Origin of the sequence: Corynebacterium sp. Z-1 (assembly GCF_031844665.1) — a bacterium.
Classification (GTDB): Bacteria; Actinomycetota; Actinomycetes; order Mycobacteriales; family Mycobacteriaceae; genus Corynebacterium; species Corynebacterium sanguinis.
In genome coordinates this window covers 1-19,659 of sequence record NZ_CP134621.1, presented here as the reverse complement: position 1 = coordinate 19,659, position 19,659 = coordinate 1, and the positions used below count along the sequence as shown (strand labels likewise).

Below are 19,659 nucleotides of genomic sequence, written 5' to 3'. Positions count from 1 at the left end.
GGCATCATGGCCTCCTCGCTTATTCCTCCGCAGCCGGTGATCTACCTCGTGGAACCGTTTGGAGGCTCTGTCCGCAGGCAAAACGCGAACATGGCGCATGTGTTCTGGGACGATGCGGGAGTGACCCGCGGCGACGGGATCTTTGAAACCCTGCTGATCCGCGGCGGCGAGCCCGTGAACGTGGACAAGCACGTCAGCCGGTTCCGCCGCTCGGCCGAGGCGCTCGACCTGCCTGACCCGGGCGTTGACCGCTGGATTCGGGCGATGCGCCAGGCGGTGGAGGACTACTACCGCGAGCGCGGTGAAGGCGAGGGTGAGCGCTCCGAGGCGAAGTGCGTCTGGACCATGACGCGTGGTCGCGAAAGCACCGGTGTGCCCACGGCCTGGCTGACGGTGCGCCCCATCGACGAGTCGATCATCCGGCAGCGCGAAACCGGGGTCACAGCGCTGAGCTCCCCGCGCGGCTACACCCTTGCCCACGGTGAGAACGAGGCTCCGTGGCTGAAGGTGGGCGCGAAGTCGCTGAACTACACCGCGTCGATGGCGGCGCTGCGCTGGGCCGCATCCCGCGGAGCCGACGAGGTGATCTACGTCGACGCAACAGACGGGCGCGTGCTCGAGGCGACCACGTCGAGTGTGATCGTCGTGCGCAAGGACAAAAAGCTGCGCACCCCGGCCCCGGGGCCCGACATCGTGGCCGGCACCACCCAGCGGGCAATCTTCGAGCACGCCGACGCGTTGGGGTACAGGTGCAAGGCGAAGGACCTGTACCTCGAGGACCTCTTCGCGGCCGAGTCGGTGTGGCTGGTCAGCGCGGTGCGCCAAGCAGTTCGGGTTACCGAGCTTGACGGGCGCCCGCTTGCGGCGACGCCCGAGGGCGAGCGCGAGTTCCGCGCTCTCGTGCGCGCCGCGCTGGACTAGCCGGCGACGCGGGTGAGCTCGGCCGACATGTAGGGCACCATCTTGCCGTCGACGGCGCGCTCGTCCACCCAGCCCAGGTTGTTGTTCGGCATCAGCCCGTAGAGGCGCTTGCCGGGGCCGTGCTTGTCGGGGCCCGTGGCCGTGACGATGGTCGACGCGCTGGTGACCTGCCAGGCGCGTTCGTTAACCGGCTCCCCGTAGAGGATTTCCACCAGCCCGCGCGAGTTGGTCAGCGTGACCTCCATCTCGTCGGAAAGCGAGATCCGCCAGAAGCCGACCTCGCGCTGGTCGGCGCCCTGCGGCTGGCCGTCGTCGTCGAGGCGCCAGATGCGCGACTCAAAGCGCAGGTAGTTCTCCCCGTCGTGGGAAACCACGAGCTGCTGGCCGAAGGCGTACTCTTCGCCGCCGTCGTTGGCCTGGCCGCGGCCCGACCACACGCCGACAAGCGGCAGGAGCGCGAGCAGGCCGTCGTGAAGCGACGGGCCTTGGCGCAGGTTGGCGGTGTCATCGGCCAGGGGGAAGTCCTCGAACCCGAGGCCGGGGATGTTGCGGTGGGCGGTGTTTTTCGACTGCTCCGCGGCCAAGTTGACGGCCTCGCTGCCGTCGAGGCGGGCAGTGTTATCCGATGTCGGCGTCTCGCTCATGGCCCCCACGCTACCCTCCGGCTAGCTCTCCGGCGGCAGCGGGGCGAGGTCGGAATCGCTCAAGGTGACGTTGAGGCGCTGGCGGAAAAACTCGATCGAACCCCCCGAGAGCAGGACCGCGTCCGCTGGCCCGCCCAGCGGCAGATCGCGGGTGTCGCGGTCGAGGGTGTAGGCATCGAGGATCTTGTCCTCGGCGCCGGGCGGGGCGTCGAGAAGCAGGCTCGGCCGCATCTGGAAGGTGGAACCGTCGAGGCGAAGGGTGACCACCACGGTGCTGGGCGCGTCCGTGCCGGGGACGGTGCCGGTGAGTTGGGCTTCGGATGCCGTGCCGCCCGAGGGAGAGATGTTGTAGGGGTCGGCGATGTCGAGGTCGGTCATGCCGAGCAGCTCGCCGAACGCGACACCGTCGAGGCGCACTTTGCGCCGCACCATGGTGGCGTACGCGCCCGCGAACTCTCCGGCGAACGCGGCCTCAGCATCGATATCGATATCGAAGGCCTCCGCCGTGGTGTTGACCGTGCCGAGGCCCTCAACCGTCGCGTCGAGCGCGGAGACGGACACCCGGGGGATCGTACTGGTGACCGCGACCTGGGAAAACGGGAACCCCGCGACGTAAGCGTCGGGGGTGGCGGAGAGCCTTTCGTCGGCGCTGGCGCGAAGGGCGAGGGTGCGCTCGACTCGCGAAGCCGCCGCCGTGTCCACGAGCAGCGCCACGGCAGCCACGACCAGCACCACGACGGTGATCGTGGCGGCCACTTTGATCCCGCGGACGCGCGAGAGAACACTCATGCCTTTATTTCTACCGTAGCCTGAAGTTATGACGAACAAGATTGCTGAAGTGACATTGCCCGGCGACTCCGCCCGCAGCCTCCTGACCACGGTCGAGACTCACGATAAGGTCGCGGCGTTTTCCGAGCAGTTTCTCGCAGGGCTTGACGACGCCCGCCTGGAGCACACCCACCTCGCCTGCACGGGCCCCGACGGTGACCTTGTGGCCATCGCAGCGCTCGCCCCGGACGACTCCGCAGAGCTCGCCGTTGACCCTGAACACCGGGGCCGCGGCATCGGCACGCAGCTTGTCGACGTCCTCCTTGAGCGCAATCCGAAGGCCGGGCTGTGGGCACACGGGGACTTGCCGGCCGCTCGCGCCTTGGCGAAGAGCCGTGGGCTTGGCGTCACCCGTGAGCTGCTGGTGATGGCGATTAACGGCGATGAGCTGCGCGAGGCCGCGAAGGTGGAGCTGCCTGAGGGGTTTAGTGATCTGGGCTACTCCGAGGCGGTAGAGCGCTGGGGTACAGAAACGGTTGAGCAGGCGTGGTTGGACGCCAACAATCACGCGTTCGAATGGCACCCGGAACAGGGCGGCTGGGATCTGGACAGGCTGCACCGCGGGATGGAGGCCGAGTGGTTTGACCCGCAAGGGGTGAGGTTTCTCTACGAGGGTGACTCCCTTGCGGGCTTCCACTGGACCAAGATGCACCCGGACGTGACAGGTGAGGTTTATGTGGTGGGGTTAGATTCCAGTTACCGCCGAAAGGGGCTAGGAGATCCGCTGCTTAGGATCGGCCTGAACCACCTCGTGGGCCAGGGATCCTCCGAGGTCAAGCTGTATGTTGAGGCGGATAACGGTGCGGCGGTGGCGCGGTATGAAAATCTCGGGTTCCTGACAGTGCAAAAGCATATTGTGTACCAACAAAACGCCTCCTAGCTGCGGAGATGTGAATATCCGCAAAAGTTAACCTACTGTTCATTGCGCTAGACACCAACGGTTAACCGTTGACACGTACCTTATCCAAGTGTGAGTAATCGGATGAAGTCTGTCTGGACCATGAAAATCCAGTTGGGCTTCTCTTTCCACCAGGATCCGATGCTCGAACTCTTCATCTGAATTCGCACCGGAAAGGTACCCCGTGATTCGCAACTTTAAGCGCACCGCCGCCATCGTAGGTGTCGTCGCAGCATCCTCCGCATCCCTCGTCGCTTGCGGTGACTCCAACGACGCTTCCACCAACGACACCACCGCAGCAGCTACCAACGCAGATACGGCCACCAACGACGCCGCTGCTGGTGACTCCAACCTGACCGGCACCACGGGTCAGCTCGTCGCTGAGGGTGCAACCTCCCAGCAGAACGCGATGGATTACTTCGGCGCCCGTTACGCTGAGGCTGTCCCGGGTGCAAACTTGGCGTACAACGCAACCGGTTCTGGCGCTGGCGTCAAGAACTTCATCGGTGACCAGGCTGCTTTCGCAGGTTCTGACTCCCCGCTGAAGGACGACGAGGTCCAGTCGGCAGCTGACCGCTGCGGCGGCAACGAAGCTTGGCACCTGCCGATGGTCATCGGCCCGGTTGCCATCGCTTACAACCTCGACGGCGTCGAGGACCTCAACCTCACCGTTGATAACCTCGTTGACATCTTCAAGGGCGACATCACCTCTTGGAACGACCCGGCCATCGCCGAGGCTAACCCGGGCGCCGAGCTGCCGGACGAGAACATCTCCGTCATCTACCGCTCCGACGAGTCCGGCACCTCCGACAACTTCCAGAAGTTCCTCTCCGCTGCCTCCGACGGCCGCTGGGAGAGCTCCGGCAAGGCATTCCCGCAGGCTGTCGGCGCTGGCGCCAACGGCTCCACCGGTGTTGCTGAGCAGGTCAAGGCTATCCCGGGCGCGATCACCTACGTCGAGGCTGGCTTCGCTGACCAGGCTGCCAACATCGACTTCGGCAACGGCCCGGTTGAGCTCAACGAGGAGACTGTGGGCAACGCACTCGACGGCCTCGAGTTCAAGACCGAGGGCCACAACATGGTCGTCGACGCAGCCAAGCTCTTCGCCATGGACGGTGCTGACACCTACCCGCTGATCCTGACCACCTACGAGATCGTCTGCTCCGCTGGTTACGACGACCAGACCCGCGACATGGTCAAGGACTTCCTGACCGTCGCACTCGACTCCCAGGATGAGGAGCTCGCTTCCGAGGGCTTCATCCCGGTCTCCGGTGCACACGCTGACCGCCTGCGCGAGGCTGTCAACGCCATCAGCTAACACAGCTGTTCTTTCCCCTCAATAGGGAAAACGTCTGCCCCCTCGCGGCCCCGCCGAGTGGGGGCAGACCCATGTATGGGCTCGGTTAACGAGACATGTGCAATCAATGACTAACAGATGTCATAGAAACACGCTGAAACTTTGCTGCTGCAATTCAATAAATAAGGATTCGTGAACATGGCTGACAATGAACTGCCTGGTAACGGCCACGCGACAAGGGTAGATCCCGTGATCCCGAGCTCTACCGGCACGCCCATTAAGAAGGGCCAAGACCCCGCCTTGGAGGGCACCCCGAACACAGGCGACCCGCAACGCGGCGCCGGTGTGATCCGCCCCGGCGACCGAGTTTTCCAATTTTTCTCCACCGCTTCGGCAACGCTGATTACGGTCATCATCGCCGCGATCGGCCTGTTCCTGCTCCTGCAGGCTATCCCGCCGCTCGCGCGTAACGAAGGCGGCCTCTGGGGCTTCTTCACCTACACCGGCCCGTGGCAAACGTCGAACCTGGACGCGATGCAGTTCGGTATCCCGAACCTCTTCTTCGCCACGGTTACGATCTCCCTTATCGCGCTGATCATCGCGATGCCGATCGCGCTTGGTATCGCGCTGTTCCTGTCCAACTACGCGCCGAAGAACCTCGTCCGTCCACTGGGCACGCTCGTGGACATGCTTGCCGCGGTGCCGTCCATCGTCTATGGCCTCTGGGGCGCGCAGGTGCTCGGCCCCTTCCTCGGGCAGTTCTACAACTGGCTCCACTCCTGGGCTGGAGGGTTCTTCCTCTTCGCGGTGTACCCGAACACCCCCTCGTACTACACCGGCCGCAACATGCTAACCGGTGGCATCGTGCTCGCGATCATGATCCTCCCGGTCATCGCCGCGACCGCGCGTGAGGTCTTCGTGCAGACGCCTCCCGGCCAGATCGAGGCAGCTCTGGCGTTGGGCGCAACCCGTTGGGAAGTGATCCGTATGACGGTCCTCCCGTTCGGTATGTCCGGCTATATCGCAGGTTCAATGCTCGGCCTCGGCCGCGCCCTCGGTGAGACCATGGCGCTCTACATGGTCGTCTCGCCGTCGCCGGTGTTCCGCGCATCGCTGTTCGACGGCGGCTCGACGTTCGCAACCCACATTGCTAACGCGTCTGCCGAGTTCAACAACCCGACCAGTGCTGGCGCCTACATCGCCGCCGGTTTGGTGCTGTTCATCCTGACCTTCGTCGTCAACTCGATCGCCCGCGCGATCGTCAACAAGAAATAGGAGGTAGAGGCCACAATGAGTACCGCAGTACCAAACAACGGCTCCCACTCCGCGTCCGTGGATGCTTCGACTGTCCGTAGCACCACGACGGGTTCCTCGACCGTCGCTACCGCTACCACCACCCCTGCTCGCGGCGAGTCCGGCGACGGCACCCCGTTTACCGAAATCTCCTCGGGCCGCAAGACCACGAACTCGATCATGGGCTTGCTCATGTGGGCCTGCATGATCATTGCACTGATCCCACTGATGTGGCTGCTGTTCACGGTTATCTCCCGTGGCGCTGGCGCCGTCTTCAGCGTGGACTGGTGGACCCAGGACATGCTGGGCGTGCGCAACAGCGCCGAGGGCGGCGGAGCGCTCCACGCTATTGCCGGCACCATCATGCAAACCTTGGTCGCCTCGGTCTTCTCCATTCCGATCGGTATTTTCACCGCGATCTACCTGGTGGAGTACTCCAACGGTAACCGCCTGGGTAAGCTCACCACCTTCATGGTGGACATCCTCTCCGGTGTCCCATCGATCGTCGCCGCACTGTTCATCTACGCCATGTGGATCACGGTCCTCGGCCAGCAGCGTTCCGGTTTCGCCGTGTCGCTTGCGCTCATTCTGCTGATGGTTCCGATCGTGGTGCGCAACACCGAGGAGATGCTTCGCGTCGTGCCCATGGATCTACGTGAAGCCTCGTACGCCCTGGGTGTTCCGAAGTGGAAGACCATCGCGCGCATCGTCTTGCCGACCGCCCTGTCCGGCATTGTCACCGGCGTCATGCTCGCCGTGGCCCGCGTCATGGGCGAGTCCGCCCCGGTGCTGATCCTCGTCGGCTCCACGCCGGTGACCAACTGGTTCGGCATGTTCGACCAGCCGCAGTCCTCGCTGCCGCTGTTCATGCTCGACATGTGGAAGTCCGGCGCGACGGGTGCGGCCAACGACCGCCTGTGGGGCGCCGCCCTGACGCTCGTGATTATGGTCGTCTCCCTCAACATCATCGCGCGCCTCATCGCCTCGAAGTTCTCGGTCAAGAAGTAAATCGTCGCACCCACGAATCCAACATTCCCAGGAGGAAACTGATGTCTAAGCTCGTACTCAACGACGTCAACATCTACTACGGCGACTTCCACGCCGTGCAGAACGTCAACCTGAACATCCCTGCCCAGGCAGTGACCGCCTTCATCGGCCCGTCCGGCTGCGGCAAGTCCACCGTGCTGCGCACCCTCAACCGCATGCACGAGGTCATCCCCGGCGCATCCGTCAAGGGTGAGATCCTGCTCGATGGCAACGACATCTACGGCAAGAACATCGACCCGGTGTCGGTGCGTAACACGGTCGGCATGGTGTTCCAGAAGGCCAACCCGTTCCCGACCATGTCCATCGAGGACAACGTCGTTGCCGGCCTGAAGCTCTCCGGTGAGCGTGACCGCAAGAAGCTCAAGGAGGTCGCGGAGGAGTCCCTGCGCGGCGCCAACCTGTGGGAAGAGGTCAAGGACCGCCTCGACAAGCCGGGCGGCGGCCTCTCCGGTGGTCAGCAGCAGCGCCTCTGCATCGCCCGCGCGATCGCAGTGCGCCCCGAGGTTCTCCTCATGGACGAGCCCTGCTCCGCTCTCGACCCGATCTCGACCCTGGCAGTCGAGGACCTGATCCACGAGCTGAAAAACCAGTACACCATCGTCATCGTGACCCACAACATGCAGCAGGCAGCGCGCGTGTCTGACAAGACCGCGTTCTACTCCCTTGAGGCAACCGGCAAGCCGGGCCAGCTCATCGAGTTCAACGACACCACGACCATCTTCGAAAACCCTGAGCGCAAGGAAACCGAAGACTACATCGCAGGCCGCTTCGGCTAATCGCCAAAGCAACCGCGAGTCCACCCCGGTTGCCGCATCCGCCCCGTACGGATGGGGCGCGCGGCAGCCGGGGTGTCGTTGTTTCTAGGTGCTTCTTCTAGGTGCGGTCGAAACGCTGCTCGATAACGGCGAAGCGCTCATCCATATCAAAGCTATCACCGGATCGCCGATGCTCTAGGTAGGCCTCCGGCTTCATCCCGGTGACCAAAAAGACCGTGCGAGCGGCGACGTTGACGCAGTGGTCCGAGTAGCGCTCGAAGTAGCGGCACAAAAGCGCGAGGTCGACGGCCTCGCGAGTTGAATGCTCCCAGTGCCGGTTGGTGACAACGTTGAGGATGTAGCTGGCCATCGTGTCAACCTCGTCGTCGGCGTTGCGCAGCCCCACGGCGGCATCGGCGTCGGGAGCGTAAAGCAGGTCCTCGGTCTGCGACCCCAGCTCGTGGGCGAGTCGCGCGAGTTCCTCGACCAGGACCACCATGGGCTCAGGTAGAACGGGGTGGGGGTGGCGCAACCTGGCGAGCCTGGCAATGTGGGTCGCCAGCGCGCCCATGCGCTCGAAATCTTCGACGATGTAGATCGACGAAACAACTTGCCGCAGGTCGGACGCAACCGGGCTTTCGAGGGCGAGGAGCTGCATGCTGCGGGTTTCGCAGCGCTGGCGGATCACGTCGAGGCCGTCGGAAAACGACAGCGCGTCCTCGGCGTGATCAAGGCTTTGTGTCAGCAGCGCGACGGTGGCGTTATCCATCAGCGCGCGGACGCTCTGACACATCTCAATGAGGTCGCGCGAGAACGCGTCCAGGTGCTCCCTGTAGTTGGTCCGCATATCGCTCACCTTACAAGCACCACCCACCGCGCGGGGCTATCCGCCGTTGCTGTCCATCTCGGCGCCCTCCGGGACAGTGTCGTCCTCAGGGTCGTCGAGCCAACCGTCGGGCAGCGCGACCTTCGATGACGAGCCCTGGCGCCCGCGAGCATCCTCGGCGTGCTCGGCGCGCTCGGTGGAGTCGGCGATGGTGTCCAGCAGAGCGGAGAGTTCGGCTAGTGAGGCAACGCGGGCAAGGTCCTTGCGGAACTCGCCGCCGACGGGAAAACCGCGCAGGTACCAGCCGGTGTGCTTGCGGATATCCCGGCACGCGTGCTCCTCACCGTCGTGAAGCGCAAGCAGCTCAGCGTGGCGGTAGATGATGCGGGCGACCTCGCCGAGGGTGGGTTCTGACGGGATCTCTTCCCCGCGCAGTTGCGCGCCGAGCTGCGCGAACAGCCAGGGCCGCCCCAAGCAACCGCGGCCGACTTCAACCCCGTGGCAGTTGGTGGTCTCGAGCATCTTAGCGGCGTCGTCGGCGGCGAAGATATCGCCGTTGCCGATGACGGGGACGCCGGTGCCTTCCATGTGCTCGACAAGTCGGCGGATCTCGGACCAGTGCGCCTGGCCGGAGTAGCGCTGGTCGGCGGTGCGGGCGTGCAGCGCGACGGCTGCCGCGCCCTCCTCCGCGGCGATGCGCCCGGCGTCAAGGTGCGTGTGGTGGGCGTCGTCAATGCCGATGCGGAACTTCACGGTGATCGGAATGCCGGATCCCTCCGCGGCCCGCACGGCTGCCGCGACGATGTTGGCGTAGAGCCTGCGCTTGTAGGGGAGCGCCGAACCGCCGCCCTTGCGGGTGACCTTGGGTACGGGGCAGCCGAAGTTCATGTCGACGTGGTCGGCGATATCTTCCTCGACGATCATCCGCACGGCCTCGTAGGTGAATTTCGGGTCCACGGTGTAGAGCTGCATGGAGCGCGGGGTCTCAACGTCGGCGAACGTCGTCATGTGCAGGGTCTTCTGGTTGCGTGCGACGAGGGCTCGGGCCGTGATCATCTCGCAGACGTACAGCCCAGACGAGGTGCCGGTCAGTTCCTGCTCGATCTCGCGGCAGAGCACGCGAAACGGCATGTTTGTCACTCCCGCCATGGGCGCGAGGATGACGGGGGAGTTGAGCGTGAAATCCCCGATGCGCAGCGCGAGTGGTGCCGAGAGTGCCTGAGTCATAGTACGCACCATTGTCCACGCAGGTGGCGTAACAGTCCAATTCGAAGCACCCCCTGAAAAGCGTTTGACGTTGCCTATTGCACTAAAATTTAGTACAAGAAAAGTAGTGCCTAGCATTGTTTCCGCACTCCCCATATGGTGGAGGCGTAAAGAGTCCAACAAAAAACCGAATGAGGGATTGAACTATGACTGAACGTATTGCTAACGCCGGGCTGCGCGACAAGGTGATGTCCGCTGAGGAGGCCGTCCAGTTCGTCAACCACGGCGACAAGGTAGGCATGTCCGGGTTTACCGGTGCTGGCTACCCCAAGGCCCTGCCGGGCGCGATCGCGCAAAAGGCGAAGGAGGCCCACGATAAGGGCCAGGGCTACGCCATCGATCTGTTCACCGGCGCGTCGACCGCACCGGAGTGCGACGGCGTCCTCGCCGAAGCGGACGCGCTGCGCTACCGCATGCCCTACCAGTCCGACCCGCAGCTGCGTAACAAGATCAACGAAGGCGCCATCAAGTTCCAGGACTTCCACCTCTCCCACTCGGGCATGATGGTGGAGCAGGGCTTCTTCGGCGACCTCGACGTCGCCATCGTCGAGGCCGTTCGCATCACCGAGGACGGCAACATCGTGCCTTCGTCGTCCGTGGGCAACTCCGTGGAGTTCCTCAACGCCGCGAAGAAGATCATCATCGAGGTCAACTCCTGGCAGTCGGAGGAACTCGAGGGCATGCATGACATCTGGCTCGTGCCGCCGCTGCCGAACCGCATCCCGGTCCCGATTACCAACGCCGGCGACCGCATCGGCACCTCCTACATCGAGGTTGACCAGTCCAAGATCGTCGCGATTGTGGAGACGGACGCCCCGGACCGCAACGCTCCGTTTAAGGCCCCCGATGAGGTCTCCAAGCAGATCGCTGGCCACTTCCTCGACTTCCTCGAGAACGAGGTCAAGGCCGGCCGCCTCGCCTACGACCGCTACGTCATGCAGTCGGGCGTCGGCAATGTGCCCAACGCCGTGATGGCGGGCCTGATGGAGTCCAAGTTCGAGAACATCCAGGCCTACACCGAGGTCATCCAGGACGGCATGGTCGATCTCATCGACGCCGGCAAGATGACCGTCGCCTCCGCCACCTCGTTCTCCCTGTCGCCGGAGTACGCGGAGAAGATGAACAACGAGGCGTCGCGCTACCGCGATTCCATCATCCTGCGTCCGCAGTCGATCTCGAACCACCCCGAGGTGATCCGCCGCGTCGGCCTGATCGCCACCAACGGCCTGATCGAGGCCGACATCTACGGCAACGCCAACTCGACCCACATCAACGGCTCCCGCCTGATGAACGCCCTGGGTGGCTCCGGCGACTTCACCCGTAACGCGTTCGTCTCCTCCTTCATCTCCCCCTCGGAGGCGAAGGGCGGCGCGATCTCCGCGATCGTCCCGTTCGTCTCGCACGTGGACCACACCGAGCACGACGCAATGGTCTTTGTCACCGAGTACGGCGTGGCCGACCTGCGCGGCCTGGCCCCGCGCGATCGCGTGGCCAAGATGATCTCGATCGCGCACCCCTCCTACCGACCGCTGCTCGAGGAGTACGTTGAGCGCGCCGGGAATTCCAAGTTCCAGCAGACCCCGCACGATCTGCGCCACGCCTTCGACTTCCACATCCGCTCCCTCGAGACCGGAACCATGAAGACCGAGGGCTAAAAGCTCGCCTTCGCTATTCGACGCCCCGCTTACCTAAACCGGTAAAAGCGGGGCGCGCGCATTGGGCCAGCCCGATTTCTACCCGCCTGTGCTGACCCGCTACCATGTGTGCGTCGGGCCTTTAGCTCAGTTGGTAGAGCTACGGACTTTTAATCCGCAGGTCCCGGGTTCGAGCCCCGGAGGGCCCACTTTTAACCGTGTTTGTCCACGAAGCGTAGGCGGGGTTTTTCCGAGGGGTGCAGGGTAAACCCCCTTGTGCACCCTGCACTTTTCTTGGTTTTTGGGGGAATGAAACAGTGCCCCGCGACGCGCACCCATCTCAGAAACTGTTCTGCCAACACCCCGGAAGCATAGACGCGCTCGCGTCGCTGCTCGCTGACGCCGGCTTTCATCCCCTGCCCCGGGTTGTCTCCATGCCCGAGCGACGCGAGGTAACGGCGGGATTTCACCTCGATCCTGACCCGAGGCTCGCGGACCTCGCCCGACATCTGAAAGGGAGGTTCCCGCAGCTCGGTTTCTGGCCGCTCGTCGTCGAAGGCACGATCTCTAGCCCTGATCAGGTGGACGACGTGCCGGATGGTGGAGTTGTCCTCCGGCGCCTCGCCGCGTGCGTGTTCGCCCCCGACATTCTGGAGCAAGGCTGGGATAGCGTCGACAACTATTCGCCCGTTTTGCGCAGGGGACAGGACGACTGGGACTTTTGGTGGGACTAATCCGCTCGCTTGTCGACGCCCCGCTGCCAACAGCCCACCGCCGCAGTTGGTGCGAAGCCGAGCTGCTTGTTAATCGCCAGCATCCACTGGTTTTCTCCGGCGTTCCAGGTGTAAACGCGTTCAACGCCCGGGTGTGCGTCGGCGAGCTGACGCAGATTCGCGGCCTTTACCCGCAAGCCAAGCCGTTTCCCTTGGTGGGCGGGGCGAACCAGGGTGTCTCCCTGAAAGCCAACGTCGGTGCGGCCAGCCTCCGGACACACGATCAGTGTGTGGGCAGCTACCTCCCCGGTAGCTCGCTCAACGGCGATCGTCCATACTATCGACCGGCCCATTGCTCGCTCGACGGCCTCAAATTCTTGAAGACGTGCGATGTCCCAGACCTCCGGCTCCATGTCGATGCCTCCGAGCGGCACGTCCGTGCTCATCGACGCCCGTTGCAGCGCCATCGCTTCCCGCCAGCGCTCCGGTGTCGGGCCGACCCAGGAGACGACGTCGTACTCGGGGCTTTTCGCCGCCACCTCATTCGCCCGTTCAACCACGTCGGCGACGCGCAGCGTGCTCACGAGCTCAACCTGCTAGAGAGCGAACCCGCGCGCTGCAAACCAATCGTTACTCGGGGTGCGGGGAAGTGTCCCCGTTCCCGTTTTCGGCGTCAACCCGGTGTCGGACAGCCGGGTTGGCGGGGTCCAGCACAAAAGCGTGCTGCGATCGTCGTCTGCGTGGTTGCCTATTGCGGCAAGAAGCGCATCCATCACGCCCTCTCCGTGGGCCTCGGGACGCAGGCGGAAGTCGACCGCGATCATGTGACGGTTGTCGGCTAAAGGCAACTCCACGTTCGCAAGACCGAGGCAGCGGTCGTGCTCGTACGCGAGTAGCATCGCGCGCTGCGCTCGCACCTGGTCACCGTAGACCGCCGCCAGCTCCCGCGCGGAGTAGGCGAGGTCGTCGTGGCCGAACTGAGCTGCCTCGTCGGCAGCCCAGACCGCGACGGCGTCGTGGGCCGCGGGCGAGGGGTTATCGGGGGTGCCCAAGTGCGAGTGGGGGATCACGTCCATGCCATCTAGGCTCGCACGCTGGTGAAAGGGCGCGCAACCGGATTCACCGGCCGCGCGCTGCGAGTAGTGTCGAGGATATGGGCCTGATTCGTTTAATCCTCAATATCATTTGGCTGATCACTGCGGGAATCTGGCTGTTTATCGCTTACATCCTCGCCGGGGTGATCGCGTGCATCTTCATCATCACCATCCCGTTCGGGGTGGCGTCGTTCCGCATTGCCAATTACGTCCTCTGGCCGTTTGGCCGCGAGGTCGTGCAAGTGGATGCGGGTGCGGCCAGCACGATCGGCAACGTCGTGTGGTTCGTTGTCGCTGGCCTGTGGCTCGCCCTCGGCCACGTGGCCACCGCGGTGGTGCAGGCTCTGACCATCATCGGCCTCCCGCTGGCCTGGGCGAACCTGAAGCTCATCCCGGTGACCTGCTTCCCGTTTGGCAAGGAGATCGTTAGCTAGCGCCAGAGCTCGAGGCGGATCAGCGTGATATCGCCTTCCTTAACCAGGGCCAGCTCGTCCTCGGCCGCGCGCTGCTGCGGCACGACCCGCTTCTGGATGCGCAGCTGGAACTTCTTCTCCTCGCCGTCGACCTCGACCTCGCCGAGGGAGGTGTAGGTGTTGTGCTCCTGAACGTCGACGGAGGTGACCTTGGCGTCCGGGTTCGTGCCCGTGCCGTAGACGTCGAAGACGGGCTCGCCGGTGGAGAAGTCTGCGCCGTGGCCGCCGGTGAGGATCAACGAAATAATTTCGCGCACGGCGACGGGATCGGCCGTGAGCTGTGCGACGGAGCGCTCGCCGAGCTCGGAGTGCGTCATGGGGGTCAACTCGTCGTCAAGCGCCTCACCGGCCTCGCGGTAGGACAGGCCGAGCTGCGTGAGGTTGCCCTCGGAGTCTTCGCCTACAAGAATTTCAATGCCTACCTTGCCGTCGGAGTCGACGGCGCGGTAGGAGCCGAGTTGCTTCGCAATCAGCGAGTACTTCTGGGCAATTTCGTCTTTGCTGGGGTTGAGTTCTGCGTCGTAAATCTTTGCTTCAGCCATTAGCTTTTCACCATTCTCTTGATTGCTTTCATTGCTTCCTCCACCTTAGCGTCCACAGCGTCGGCCGCTACTTGGTCGCCGGAAGCGCTGGCCCCGGTAACGGCCCCCGCGACGCAGTGTTTGAGGTGCTCGTCGAGAAGCGAGAGCCCCACGTTTTCCAGCGCGGAGGTGATCGCGGAGATCTGGGTGAGGATGTCAATGCAGTACTGGTCGGACTCGATCATGCGCTGCAACCCGCGAACTTGCCCCTCGATGCGCTTGAGGCGAGCGGAGTAACGGTCCCTGTCGTGGCTGTAGCCGTGGTTGTGCTCGGTGGCGGGAGTAGTCATGGCCGAAACTCTACATGGCCTGCAGGTTTGTTCCATGTTCTCGCGCTGGTTTATGATGATCGGGCTGCCTCAACGCTTTTGTTTTGGTGCGCTTGGCCCCCATCGTCTAGAGGCCTAGGACTCCGCCCTTTCACGGCGGCAACACGGGTTCGAATCCCGTTGGGGGTACTCGAGCCCCACGGTTCGAACAAAATAAATACGGCCCTGTGGCGCAGTTGGTTAGCGCGCCGCCCTGTCACGGCGGAGGTCGCGGGTTCAAGTCCCGTCAGGGTCGCAATACACAAAAACGGTCGAGGAAGCACCTCGGCCGTTTTTCGTTTGTCGGGCAAAAGGCGCGAAGAGCTGGCGATTTGTGCTCGCTCAAGCGCTCTGTGTAGAGTGAACACTCGTGCACAACGCGGTCTTGAGGGTCGCGGAAGAGCGCGAAAATTACACAGTTGGCCCTGTGGCGCAGTTGGTTAGCGCGCCGCCCTGTCACGGCGGAGGTCGCGGGTTCAAGTCCCGTCAGGGTCGCCGAATCGCTTTGTGATGAGGCGGTTTACGGCCAGATAGCTCAGTCGGTAGAGCACACGCCTGAAAAGTGTGGGGTCGCCAGTTCGATCCTGGCTCTGGCCACACCTGCACATCCCCTTCACCTAGGTGGAGGGGATGTTTGCATTTACGGCACGCTGCGCCGGAGTTCACTAGGGTGGGTGTCACATCACCCAAGTGAAAGGATCAAACCATGGCAGATCAGACCGTCAAGCTGAACGAGGGCCAAAACCGCTATGAGATTTTCGTCGACGACAAGGTCGCCGGGTACGCAGCATTTCGCGAGACGGGCGAGGGTGTGCGCGATTTCAACCACACCGTGATCCAGCCCGAGTTTCGCGGCCAGGGCTTGTCGACGCCCCTGATCCAGCATGCGCTTGACGACACCCGCACCGCCGGCAAAAAGATCATCCCGACCTGCTCGGCGGTGGCTCACTTTCTGAGCAAGAACGAAGGTTACCGCGACCTCGTCGCCAGCTAGCAGTTAAATCATGTAGCTGCCGGGGTCGACGTAGTGGTCCGGGTCGACCAGGTGCGTCTTCTCGCCTTGCATCCGCTTGCGGTGCTTCGCGGGGACCCCGGTGGCAATCGAGTGGGGCGGAACGGACTTGGTAACCACCGCGTTCGCGCCCACAGCGGAGCCCTCGCCGATGGTGATGGGCCCGAGCACCTTGGCGCCAGCCCCGATGGTGACGTTGTCCTCGATCGTGGGGTGGCGTTTCGTCTGTGTGAGCACCTGTCCGCCGAGGGTGACGCCGTGGTAGAGCATGACGCCGTCGCCGATTTCGGCGGTCTCGCCGATGACGATGCCCATCCCGTGGTCGATGAAGAAGCGCCGGCCGATGGTGGCGCCGGGGTGGATCTCGATGCCGGTCAGGAAGCGGTTGAACTGCGCGAGCACCCTCGCCGGGCCCTTGAAACCCTTGTTCCACATCGAATGGCACACGCGGTGGATCCAGATCGCGTGCAGGCCCGAGTACACGATGGCGTTCTCCACGTCGCCGCGCGCGGCCGGGTCGTGCAGGCGGGCGTTGTCGAGGTCTTCCTTGATCGTCGCCGTGATCCTTCTCAGCACCTTTATCATGGTGCTCGAGCTTATCAGCGCGCGTGACGACGCCCGAAGGGTCGCAACGCTTTTGATTCACAGTAAAAGAAAATCGACGCCCGGCGAAGGGGCGTCGATAAGCGAAAAAGCGGCTCTTAGTCGCGGATGTCCTCGTAGAGCGGGGTGGAGATGTAGCGCTCGCCGAAGTCGCAGACGATGAACACGATGGTCTTGCCAGCGTTTTCGGGGCGGGATGCGACCTCGAGCGCGGCCTTGAGGTTTGCGCCGGTGGAGATGCCGCCGAGAATGCCCTCCTCGCGGGCGAGCTCGCGGGACGCGGCGAAGGCGTCTTCGTTGGAGACGGTGATGATCTCGTCGACGATCTCGCGGTTAAGGGTGCCCGGGATGAAGTTGGCGCCCATGCCCTGGATCTTGTGCGGGCCGGCCTCGCCCTTGGTCAGGAGAGGGGAAGCGGCGGGCTCGACGGCGACGAGCTTGACGTCCGACTTCTTCTCCTTGAGGTACTTGCCGGCGCCCGAGATGGTGCCGCCGGTGCCGACACCTGCGACAAGGATGTCGATCTCACCGTCGGTGTCGTTGAAGATTTCCGGGCCGGTGGTTTCGTAGTGCATCTGCGGGTTGGCCTCGTTCTCGAACTGGCGGGCCAGGATCGCGTTGTCGGTGTTCTCGACGATCTCGTTGGCCTTCTCCACAGCACCCTTCATGCCGGCGGCGCCCGGGGTCAGCTCGATCTGCGCTCCCAAGGCACGCAGGACGACTCGGCGCTCGGTGGACATCGTCTCCGGCATGGTGAGGATTACCTTGTAGCCCTTGGCTGCGCCGGCGAGCGCGAGTGCGATGCCGGTGTTGCCCGAGGTGGCTTCGACGATGGTGCCGCCCGGCTTGAGCTCGCCGGACTTCTCTGCGGCCTCGACGATTGCCTTGCCGATGCGGTCCTTGACGGAGTTAGCCGGGTTGTAAAACTCCAGCTTGGCCAGCACGCGGGCACCGGTGTCCTTGGACACGCGCTGCAGTTCAACGAGCGGGGTTCCGCCCACAAGGTCGAGTACGTTAGCGGCGATCTTTGCCATGATTGCTCCTTCGAAGTGTTTGTCTAGGGGGTTGGTTCCCCTGATCCTTTGTCAATCGTAGACCATTATACACTCGTTAGGTAGACAAAGCAGTATGTTCTCTTTGAACCACTCGGTATGGGGGAATTGGCGCTACGGCACCGTAACCGTTGTGAAATTTGGCTACCCCCAAAAGTGCGATATGCTTCAGACAGTTATACGTCAACTTGAGGCAGGACACCTCCCCCCGGCGGGGACACCCACACGGGTGGGCCTAGATGCTTAGGTGAGGTCCGTGAGGAATGTGATGGACGCTCAAACGATCAGGGACGAGGACGACGCAATCCGCGCCGCCCTTACGACGTTGAAGACTGCCACCGGGATCCCCGTGGCCATGTACGGAACGCTCCTGGCCGACAACCGCATTCAGATCACCCAGTGGATCGGCCTGCGTACCCCGGCGCTGCAGAACCTGGTCATCGAACCGGGCGCCGGCGTCGGTGGCCGCGTTGTCACCACCCGCAGGGCCGTGGGTATTTCTGACTACACACGCGCCAACGTCATCTCCCATGAGTACGACCGCCAGATCCAGGACGAGGGGCTGCACTCGATCGTCGCGGTGCCAGTGATCGTGCAGCGCGAGATCCGCGGCGTGCTCTACGTCGGCGTGCACTCGCCGGTCCGCCTCGGCGACAAGGTGATCGAGGAGGTCACCATGACCGCCCGCTGTCTGGAGCAGGACCTGGCCATCAACGCCGCGCTGCGCCAAACCGACGGCGGCAAGGGCGCGGCCAAGGCTGGGCGAGTGATGAACAGCGCGGAGTGGGAGCAAGTGCGCTCCACGCACTCAAAGCTGCGCATGCTGGCTAACCGCGTCACCGACGAAGACCTGCGCAAAGACCTCGAGCAGCTGTGCGACCAGATGGTGTCGCCCGTGCGGATCAAGCAGACGACTAAGCTCTCCGCCCGCGAGCTCGACGTGCTCTCCTGCGTGGCACTCGGCCACACCAACGTCGAGGCGGCCGAGGAAATGGGCATTGGCGCGGAAACCGTGAAGTCCTACCTGCGCAGCGTGATGCGCAAGCTCGGTGCGCATACCCGCTACGAGGCGGTCAATGCCGCCCGCCGCATCGGCGCTCTGCCGTAGCCGCGTTTCTGTACGCTAGGGGCCGTGAAAGAACGATTTCTGGTCCACGGTGGTATTCGGCTCGAGGGCGTCGTGCGTGTCGACGGCGCCAAGAACAGCGTGCTCAAGCTCATGGCGGCCGCGCTGCTGGCCGAGGGCACAACCACCCTGCACAACTGCCCTGAAATCCTCGACGTCCCCCTGATGCGCGACGTCCTTGTCGGCCTCGGCTGCGGCGTAGAAATCGACGGCCCCGTGGTCCGCATCACCACTCCCGCGGCTGTCTCGCCGCACGCCGACTTCGAGGCGGTGCGCCAGTTCAGGGCCTCAGTGGCCGTCCTCGGCCCGCTGGTCGCACGGTGCAAGGAGGCCTACGTCGCGCTGCCGGGCGGCGACGCGATCGGTTCGCGCCCCCTGGACATGCACCAATCCGGCCTGGAGAAGCTCGGCGCGACCACCCACATTGAGCACGGCGCTGTCGTCGCCCGCGCGGAGAGGCTCACTGGAGCATCGATCTCGCTCGACTTCCCATCCGTGGGAGCGACCGAGAACATCGTCACCGCAGCAGCGCTTGCCGACGGCCGCACCACCTTAGAAAACGCCGCCCGCGAGCCTGAGATCGTCGACCTGTGCGACATGCTCAACTCTATGGGCGCGCGCATTTCGGGAGCCGGCAGCTCCACCATCACCATTGACGGCGTGGACAAGCTTCGGCCGACCGAGCACGTCGTGGTGGGTGACCGCATTGTTGCCGGCACGTGGGCCTACGCCGCGGCGATGACGCAGGGCGACATCACTGTTGGCGACATCGCCCCGCGCCACCTCCACCTGGCACTGTCGAAGTTGAAAACCGCGGGGGCGGACATCGAGACCTATGACAACGGCTTCCGGATCCGCCAAAATCAGCGCCCGAAGGCAGTTGATTATCAGACGCTTCCTTTCCCGGGCTTCCCCACGGACCTGCAGCCCATGGCAATCGGTATCGCCTCGATTGCCGACGGTGTGTCCGTGATTACGGAGAACGTCTTCGAGGCCCGGTTCCGCTTTGTGGATGAGATGCTGCGCCTCGGTGCCGACGCCAACGTCGATGGGCACCACGTTGTGCTGCGCGGGGTGGACACGCTGTCTTCCACGGACGTGTGGGCCTCCGACATCCGCGCCGGCGCAGGGTTGGTGCTTGCCGGACTGGTTGCAGACGGTGTCACCACGGTGCACGACGTCGCCCACATCGACCGCGGCTACCCCAGGTTCGTGGAGAACCTTGTGGCCTTAGGAGCGAACGTACAGCGCGAATCGGGGCGCTAGAAAACCCTGTTTTGCCTGGGGG

At 63.8% G+C, this 19,659-nt stretch carries 22 protein-coding genes and 5 tRNA genes; 17 read left to right on the top strand and 10 right to left on the bottom strand.

Annotation, left to right across the window (positions count from 1 at the left end; genetic code table 11):
• Window positions 1-6 precede the first annotated feature (6 nt).
• A complete protein-coding gene (locus RIU96_RS00135; protein ID WP_186365996.1) occupies window positions 7-921 on the top strand; it encodes an aminodeoxychorismate lyase in 915 nt (304 codons plus the stop codon).
• On the opposite strand, the gene RIU96_RS00130 is transcribed toward RIU96_RS00135, so the two are convergent.
• Entirely contained in the window at window positions 918-1,565 is a 648-nt protein-coding gene (locus tag RIU96_RS00130; RefSeq protein ID WP_144779345.1) for a heme-binding beta-barrel domain-containing protein, read from the bottom strand. The genes RIU96_RS00135 and RIU96_RS00130 overlap by 4 nt on opposite strands.
• 21 nt (window positions 1,566-1,586) lie before the next feature.
• A complete protein-coding gene (locus RIU96_RS00125) occupies window positions 1,587-2,354 on the bottom strand; it encodes an LmeA family phospholipid-binding protein (protein ID WP_311205017.1) in 768 nt (255 codons plus the stop codon).
• Between the two features lie 28 nt (window positions 2,355-2,382).
• On the opposite strand from RIU96_RS00125, the gene mshD reads away from it, so the two are divergent.
• The 5 genes from mshD (at window position 2,383) to pstB (ending at window position 7,704) form a co-directional block, all read left to right on the top strand.
• Window positions 2,383-3,273 (top strand): mycothiol synthase, encoded by an 891-nt coding sequence (gene mshD, locus RIU96_RS00120; RefSeq protein ID WP_311205016.1) that lies wholly within the window; start codon window positions 2,383-2,385, stop codon window positions 3,271-3,273.
• A 202-nt stretch (window positions 3,274-3,475) separates the two neighbouring features.
• Complete coding sequence (pstS, locus tag RIU96_RS00115) at window positions 3,476-4,609, top strand: phosphate ABC transporter substrate-binding protein PstS (protein ID WP_311205015.1); 1,134 nt, start codon at window positions 3,476-3,478, stop codon at window positions 4,607-4,609.
• A gap of 177 nt (window positions 4,610-4,786) precedes the next feature.
• The gene (pstC, locus tag RIU96_RS00110; RefSeq protein WP_136648883.1) at window positions 4,787-5,863 is read left to right on the top strand and encodes a phosphate ABC transporter permease subunit PstC; all 1,077 of its coding nucleotides are present in this window, start codon (window positions 4,787-4,789) and stop codon (window positions 5,861-5,863) included.
• A gap of 15 nt (window positions 5,864-5,878) precedes the next feature.
• A complete protein-coding gene (gene pstA / locus RIU96_RS00105; RefSeq protein ID WP_186365393.1) occupies window positions 5,879-6,889 on the top strand; it encodes a phosphate ABC transporter permease PstA in 1,011 nt (336 codons plus the stop codon).
• Window positions 6,890-6,930: 41 nt separating this feature from the next.
• On the top strand, window positions 6,931-7,704 hold the full coding sequence (gene pstB, locus RIU96_RS00100; protein WP_006840640.1) for a phosphate ABC transporter ATP-binding protein PstB: 774 nt from the start codon (window positions 6,931-6,933) through the stop codon (window positions 7,702-7,704).
• A 97-nt stretch (window positions 7,705-7,801) separates the two neighbouring features.
• Here the strand turns inward: pstB and RIU96_RS00095 are convergent, their stop codons facing one another.
• Window positions 7,802-8,530 (bottom strand): phosphate signaling complex PhoU family protein, encoded by a 729-nt coding sequence (locus RIU96_RS00095; protein WP_311205014.1) that lies wholly within the window; start codon window positions 8,528-8,530, stop codon window positions 7,802-7,804.
• 36 nt (window positions 8,531-8,566) lie between these two features.
• The gene (gene dusB / locus RIU96_RS00090) at window positions 8,567-9,736 is read right to left on the bottom strand and encodes a tRNA dihydrouridine synthase DusB (RefSeq protein WP_311205013.1); all 1,170 of its coding nucleotides are present in this window, start codon (window positions 9,734-9,736) and stop codon (window positions 8,567-8,569) included.
• A 185-nt stretch (window positions 9,737-9,921) separates the two neighbouring features.
• Between dusB and RIU96_RS00085 the strand changes: the two genes are divergently transcribed.
• The 3 genes from RIU96_RS00085 to RIU96_RS00075 all read left to right on the top strand — a co-directional run bounded on the left by RIU96_RS00085 (window position 9,922) and on the right by RIU96_RS00075 (window position 12,143).
• Window positions 9,922-11,430, top strand: a complete 1,509-nt coding sequence (locus tag RIU96_RS00085) for a succinyl-CoA:acetate CoA-transferase ScpC (RefSeq protein ID WP_136648879.1) — start codon at window positions 9,922-9,924, stop codon at window positions 11,428-11,430.
• 115 nt (window positions 11,431-11,545) lie between these two features.
• A tRNA-Lys gene (locus RIU96_RS00080) sits at window positions 11,546-11,618 on the top strand.
• A 108-nt stretch (window positions 11,619-11,726) separates the two neighbouring features.
• Window positions 11,727-12,143 carry a hypothetical protein gene (locus RIU96_RS00075; protein ID WP_311205012.1) on the top strand — a complete coding sequence of 139 codons (417 nt, stop codon included), beginning with the start codon at window positions 11,727-11,729 and terminating at the stop codon, window positions 12,141-12,143.
• On the opposite strand, the gene RIU96_RS00070 is transcribed toward RIU96_RS00075, so the two are convergent.
• Together RIU96_RS00070 and RIU96_RS00065 are read right to left on the bottom strand one after the other, a co-directional pair.
• A complete protein-coding gene (locus RIU96_RS00070; protein ID WP_311205011.1) occupies window positions 12,140-12,706 on the bottom strand; it encodes a hypothetical protein in 567 nt (188 codons plus the stop codon). The two genes, RIU96_RS00075 and RIU96_RS00070, sit on opposite strands and share 4 nt — an antisense overlap.
• Before the next feature lie 12 nt (window positions 12,707-12,718).
• The gene (locus tag RIU96_RS00065) at window positions 12,719-13,198 is read right to left on the bottom strand and encodes a hypothetical protein (RefSeq protein WP_144740038.1); all 480 of its coding nucleotides are present in this window, start codon (window positions 13,196-13,198) and stop codon (window positions 12,719-12,721) included.
• A gap of 77 nt (window positions 13,199-13,275) precedes the next feature.
• Between RIU96_RS00065 and RIU96_RS00060 the strand changes: the two genes are divergently transcribed.
• Window positions 13,276-13,650, top strand: a complete 375-nt coding sequence (locus RIU96_RS00060; protein ID WP_144317881.1) for a YccF domain-containing protein — start codon at window positions 13,276-13,278, stop codon at window positions 13,648-13,650.
• Here the strand turns inward: RIU96_RS00060 and RIU96_RS00055 are convergent.
• Together RIU96_RS00055 and RIU96_RS00050 are read right to left on the bottom strand one after the other, a co-directional pair.
• Window positions 13,647-14,231 carry a CG0192 family protein gene (locus RIU96_RS00055; protein WP_144317882.1) on the bottom strand — a complete coding sequence of 195 codons (585 nt, stop codon included), beginning with the start codon at window positions 14,229-14,231 and terminating at the stop codon, window positions 13,647-13,649. The genes RIU96_RS00060 and RIU96_RS00055 overlap by 4 nt on opposite strands.
• Window positions 14,231-14,560, bottom strand: coding sequence for a metal-sensitive transcriptional regulator (locus RIU96_RS00050; RefSeq protein WP_144317883.1), 330 nt, complete (start codon window positions 14,558-14,560; stop codon window positions 14,231-14,233). The genes RIU96_RS00055 and RIU96_RS00050 overlap by 1 nt, the downstream gene beginning before the upstream one ends.
• Before the next feature lie 95 nt (window positions 14,561-14,655).
• Here RIU96_RS00050 and RIU96_RS00045 point away from each other — a divergent pair.
• The 5 genes from RIU96_RS00045 to RIU96_RS00025 all read left to right on the top strand — a co-directional run bounded on the left by RIU96_RS00045 (window position 14,656) and on the right by RIU96_RS00025 (window position 15,572).
• Window positions 14,656-14,728 (top strand) — tRNA-Glu (locus RIU96_RS00045).
• 32 nt (window positions 14,729-14,760) lie between these two features.
• Window positions 14,761-14,834, top strand: a tRNA-Asp gene (locus RIU96_RS00040).
• 165 nt (window positions 14,835-14,999) lie between these two features.
• Window positions 15,000-15,073, top strand: a tRNA-Asp gene (locus RIU96_RS00035).
• 29 nt (window positions 15,074-15,102) lie between these two features.
• A tRNA-Phe gene (locus tag RIU96_RS00030) sits at window positions 15,103-15,175 on the top strand.
• Between the two features lie 109 nt (window positions 15,176-15,284).
• A complete protein-coding gene (locus RIU96_RS00025) occupies window positions 15,285-15,572 on the top strand; it encodes a GNAT family N-acetyltransferase (protein ID WP_136648873.1) in 288 nt (95 codons plus the stop codon).
• A 3-nt stretch (window positions 15,573-15,575) separates the two neighbouring features.
• On the opposite strand, the gene epsC is transcribed toward RIU96_RS00025, so the two are convergent.
• Both epsC and cysK read right to left on the bottom strand, forming a co-directional pair.
• On the bottom strand, window positions 15,576-16,175 hold the full coding sequence (epsC, locus tag RIU96_RS00020) for a serine O-acetyltransferase EpsC (RefSeq protein WP_136648872.1): 600 nt from the start codon (window positions 16,173-16,175) through the stop codon (window positions 15,576-15,578).
• A 116-nt stretch (window positions 16,176-16,291) separates the two neighbouring features.
• Window positions 16,292-17,227, bottom strand: a complete 936-nt coding sequence (gene cysK, locus RIU96_RS00015; protein ID WP_144317884.1) for a cysteine synthase A — start codon at window positions 17,225-17,227, stop codon at window positions 16,292-16,294.
• A gap of 286 nt (window positions 17,228-17,513) precedes the next feature.
• On the opposite strand from cysK, the gene ramA reads away from it, so the two are divergent.
• A complete protein-coding gene (gene ramA / locus RIU96_RS00010; protein ID WP_136648870.1) occupies window positions 17,514-18,353 on the top strand; it encodes an acetate metabolism transcriptional regulator RamA in 840 nt (279 codons plus the stop codon).
• Window positions 18,354-18,377: 24 nt separating this feature from the next.
• Window positions 18,378-19,637 carry a UDP-N-acetylglucosamine 1-carboxyvinyltransferase gene (murA, locus tag RIU96_RS00005; protein WP_144317885.1) on the top strand — a complete coding sequence of 420 codons (1,260 nt, stop codon included), beginning with the start codon at window positions 18,378-18,380 and terminating at the stop codon, window positions 19,635-19,637.
• Window positions 19,638-19,659 lie beyond the last annotated feature (22 nt).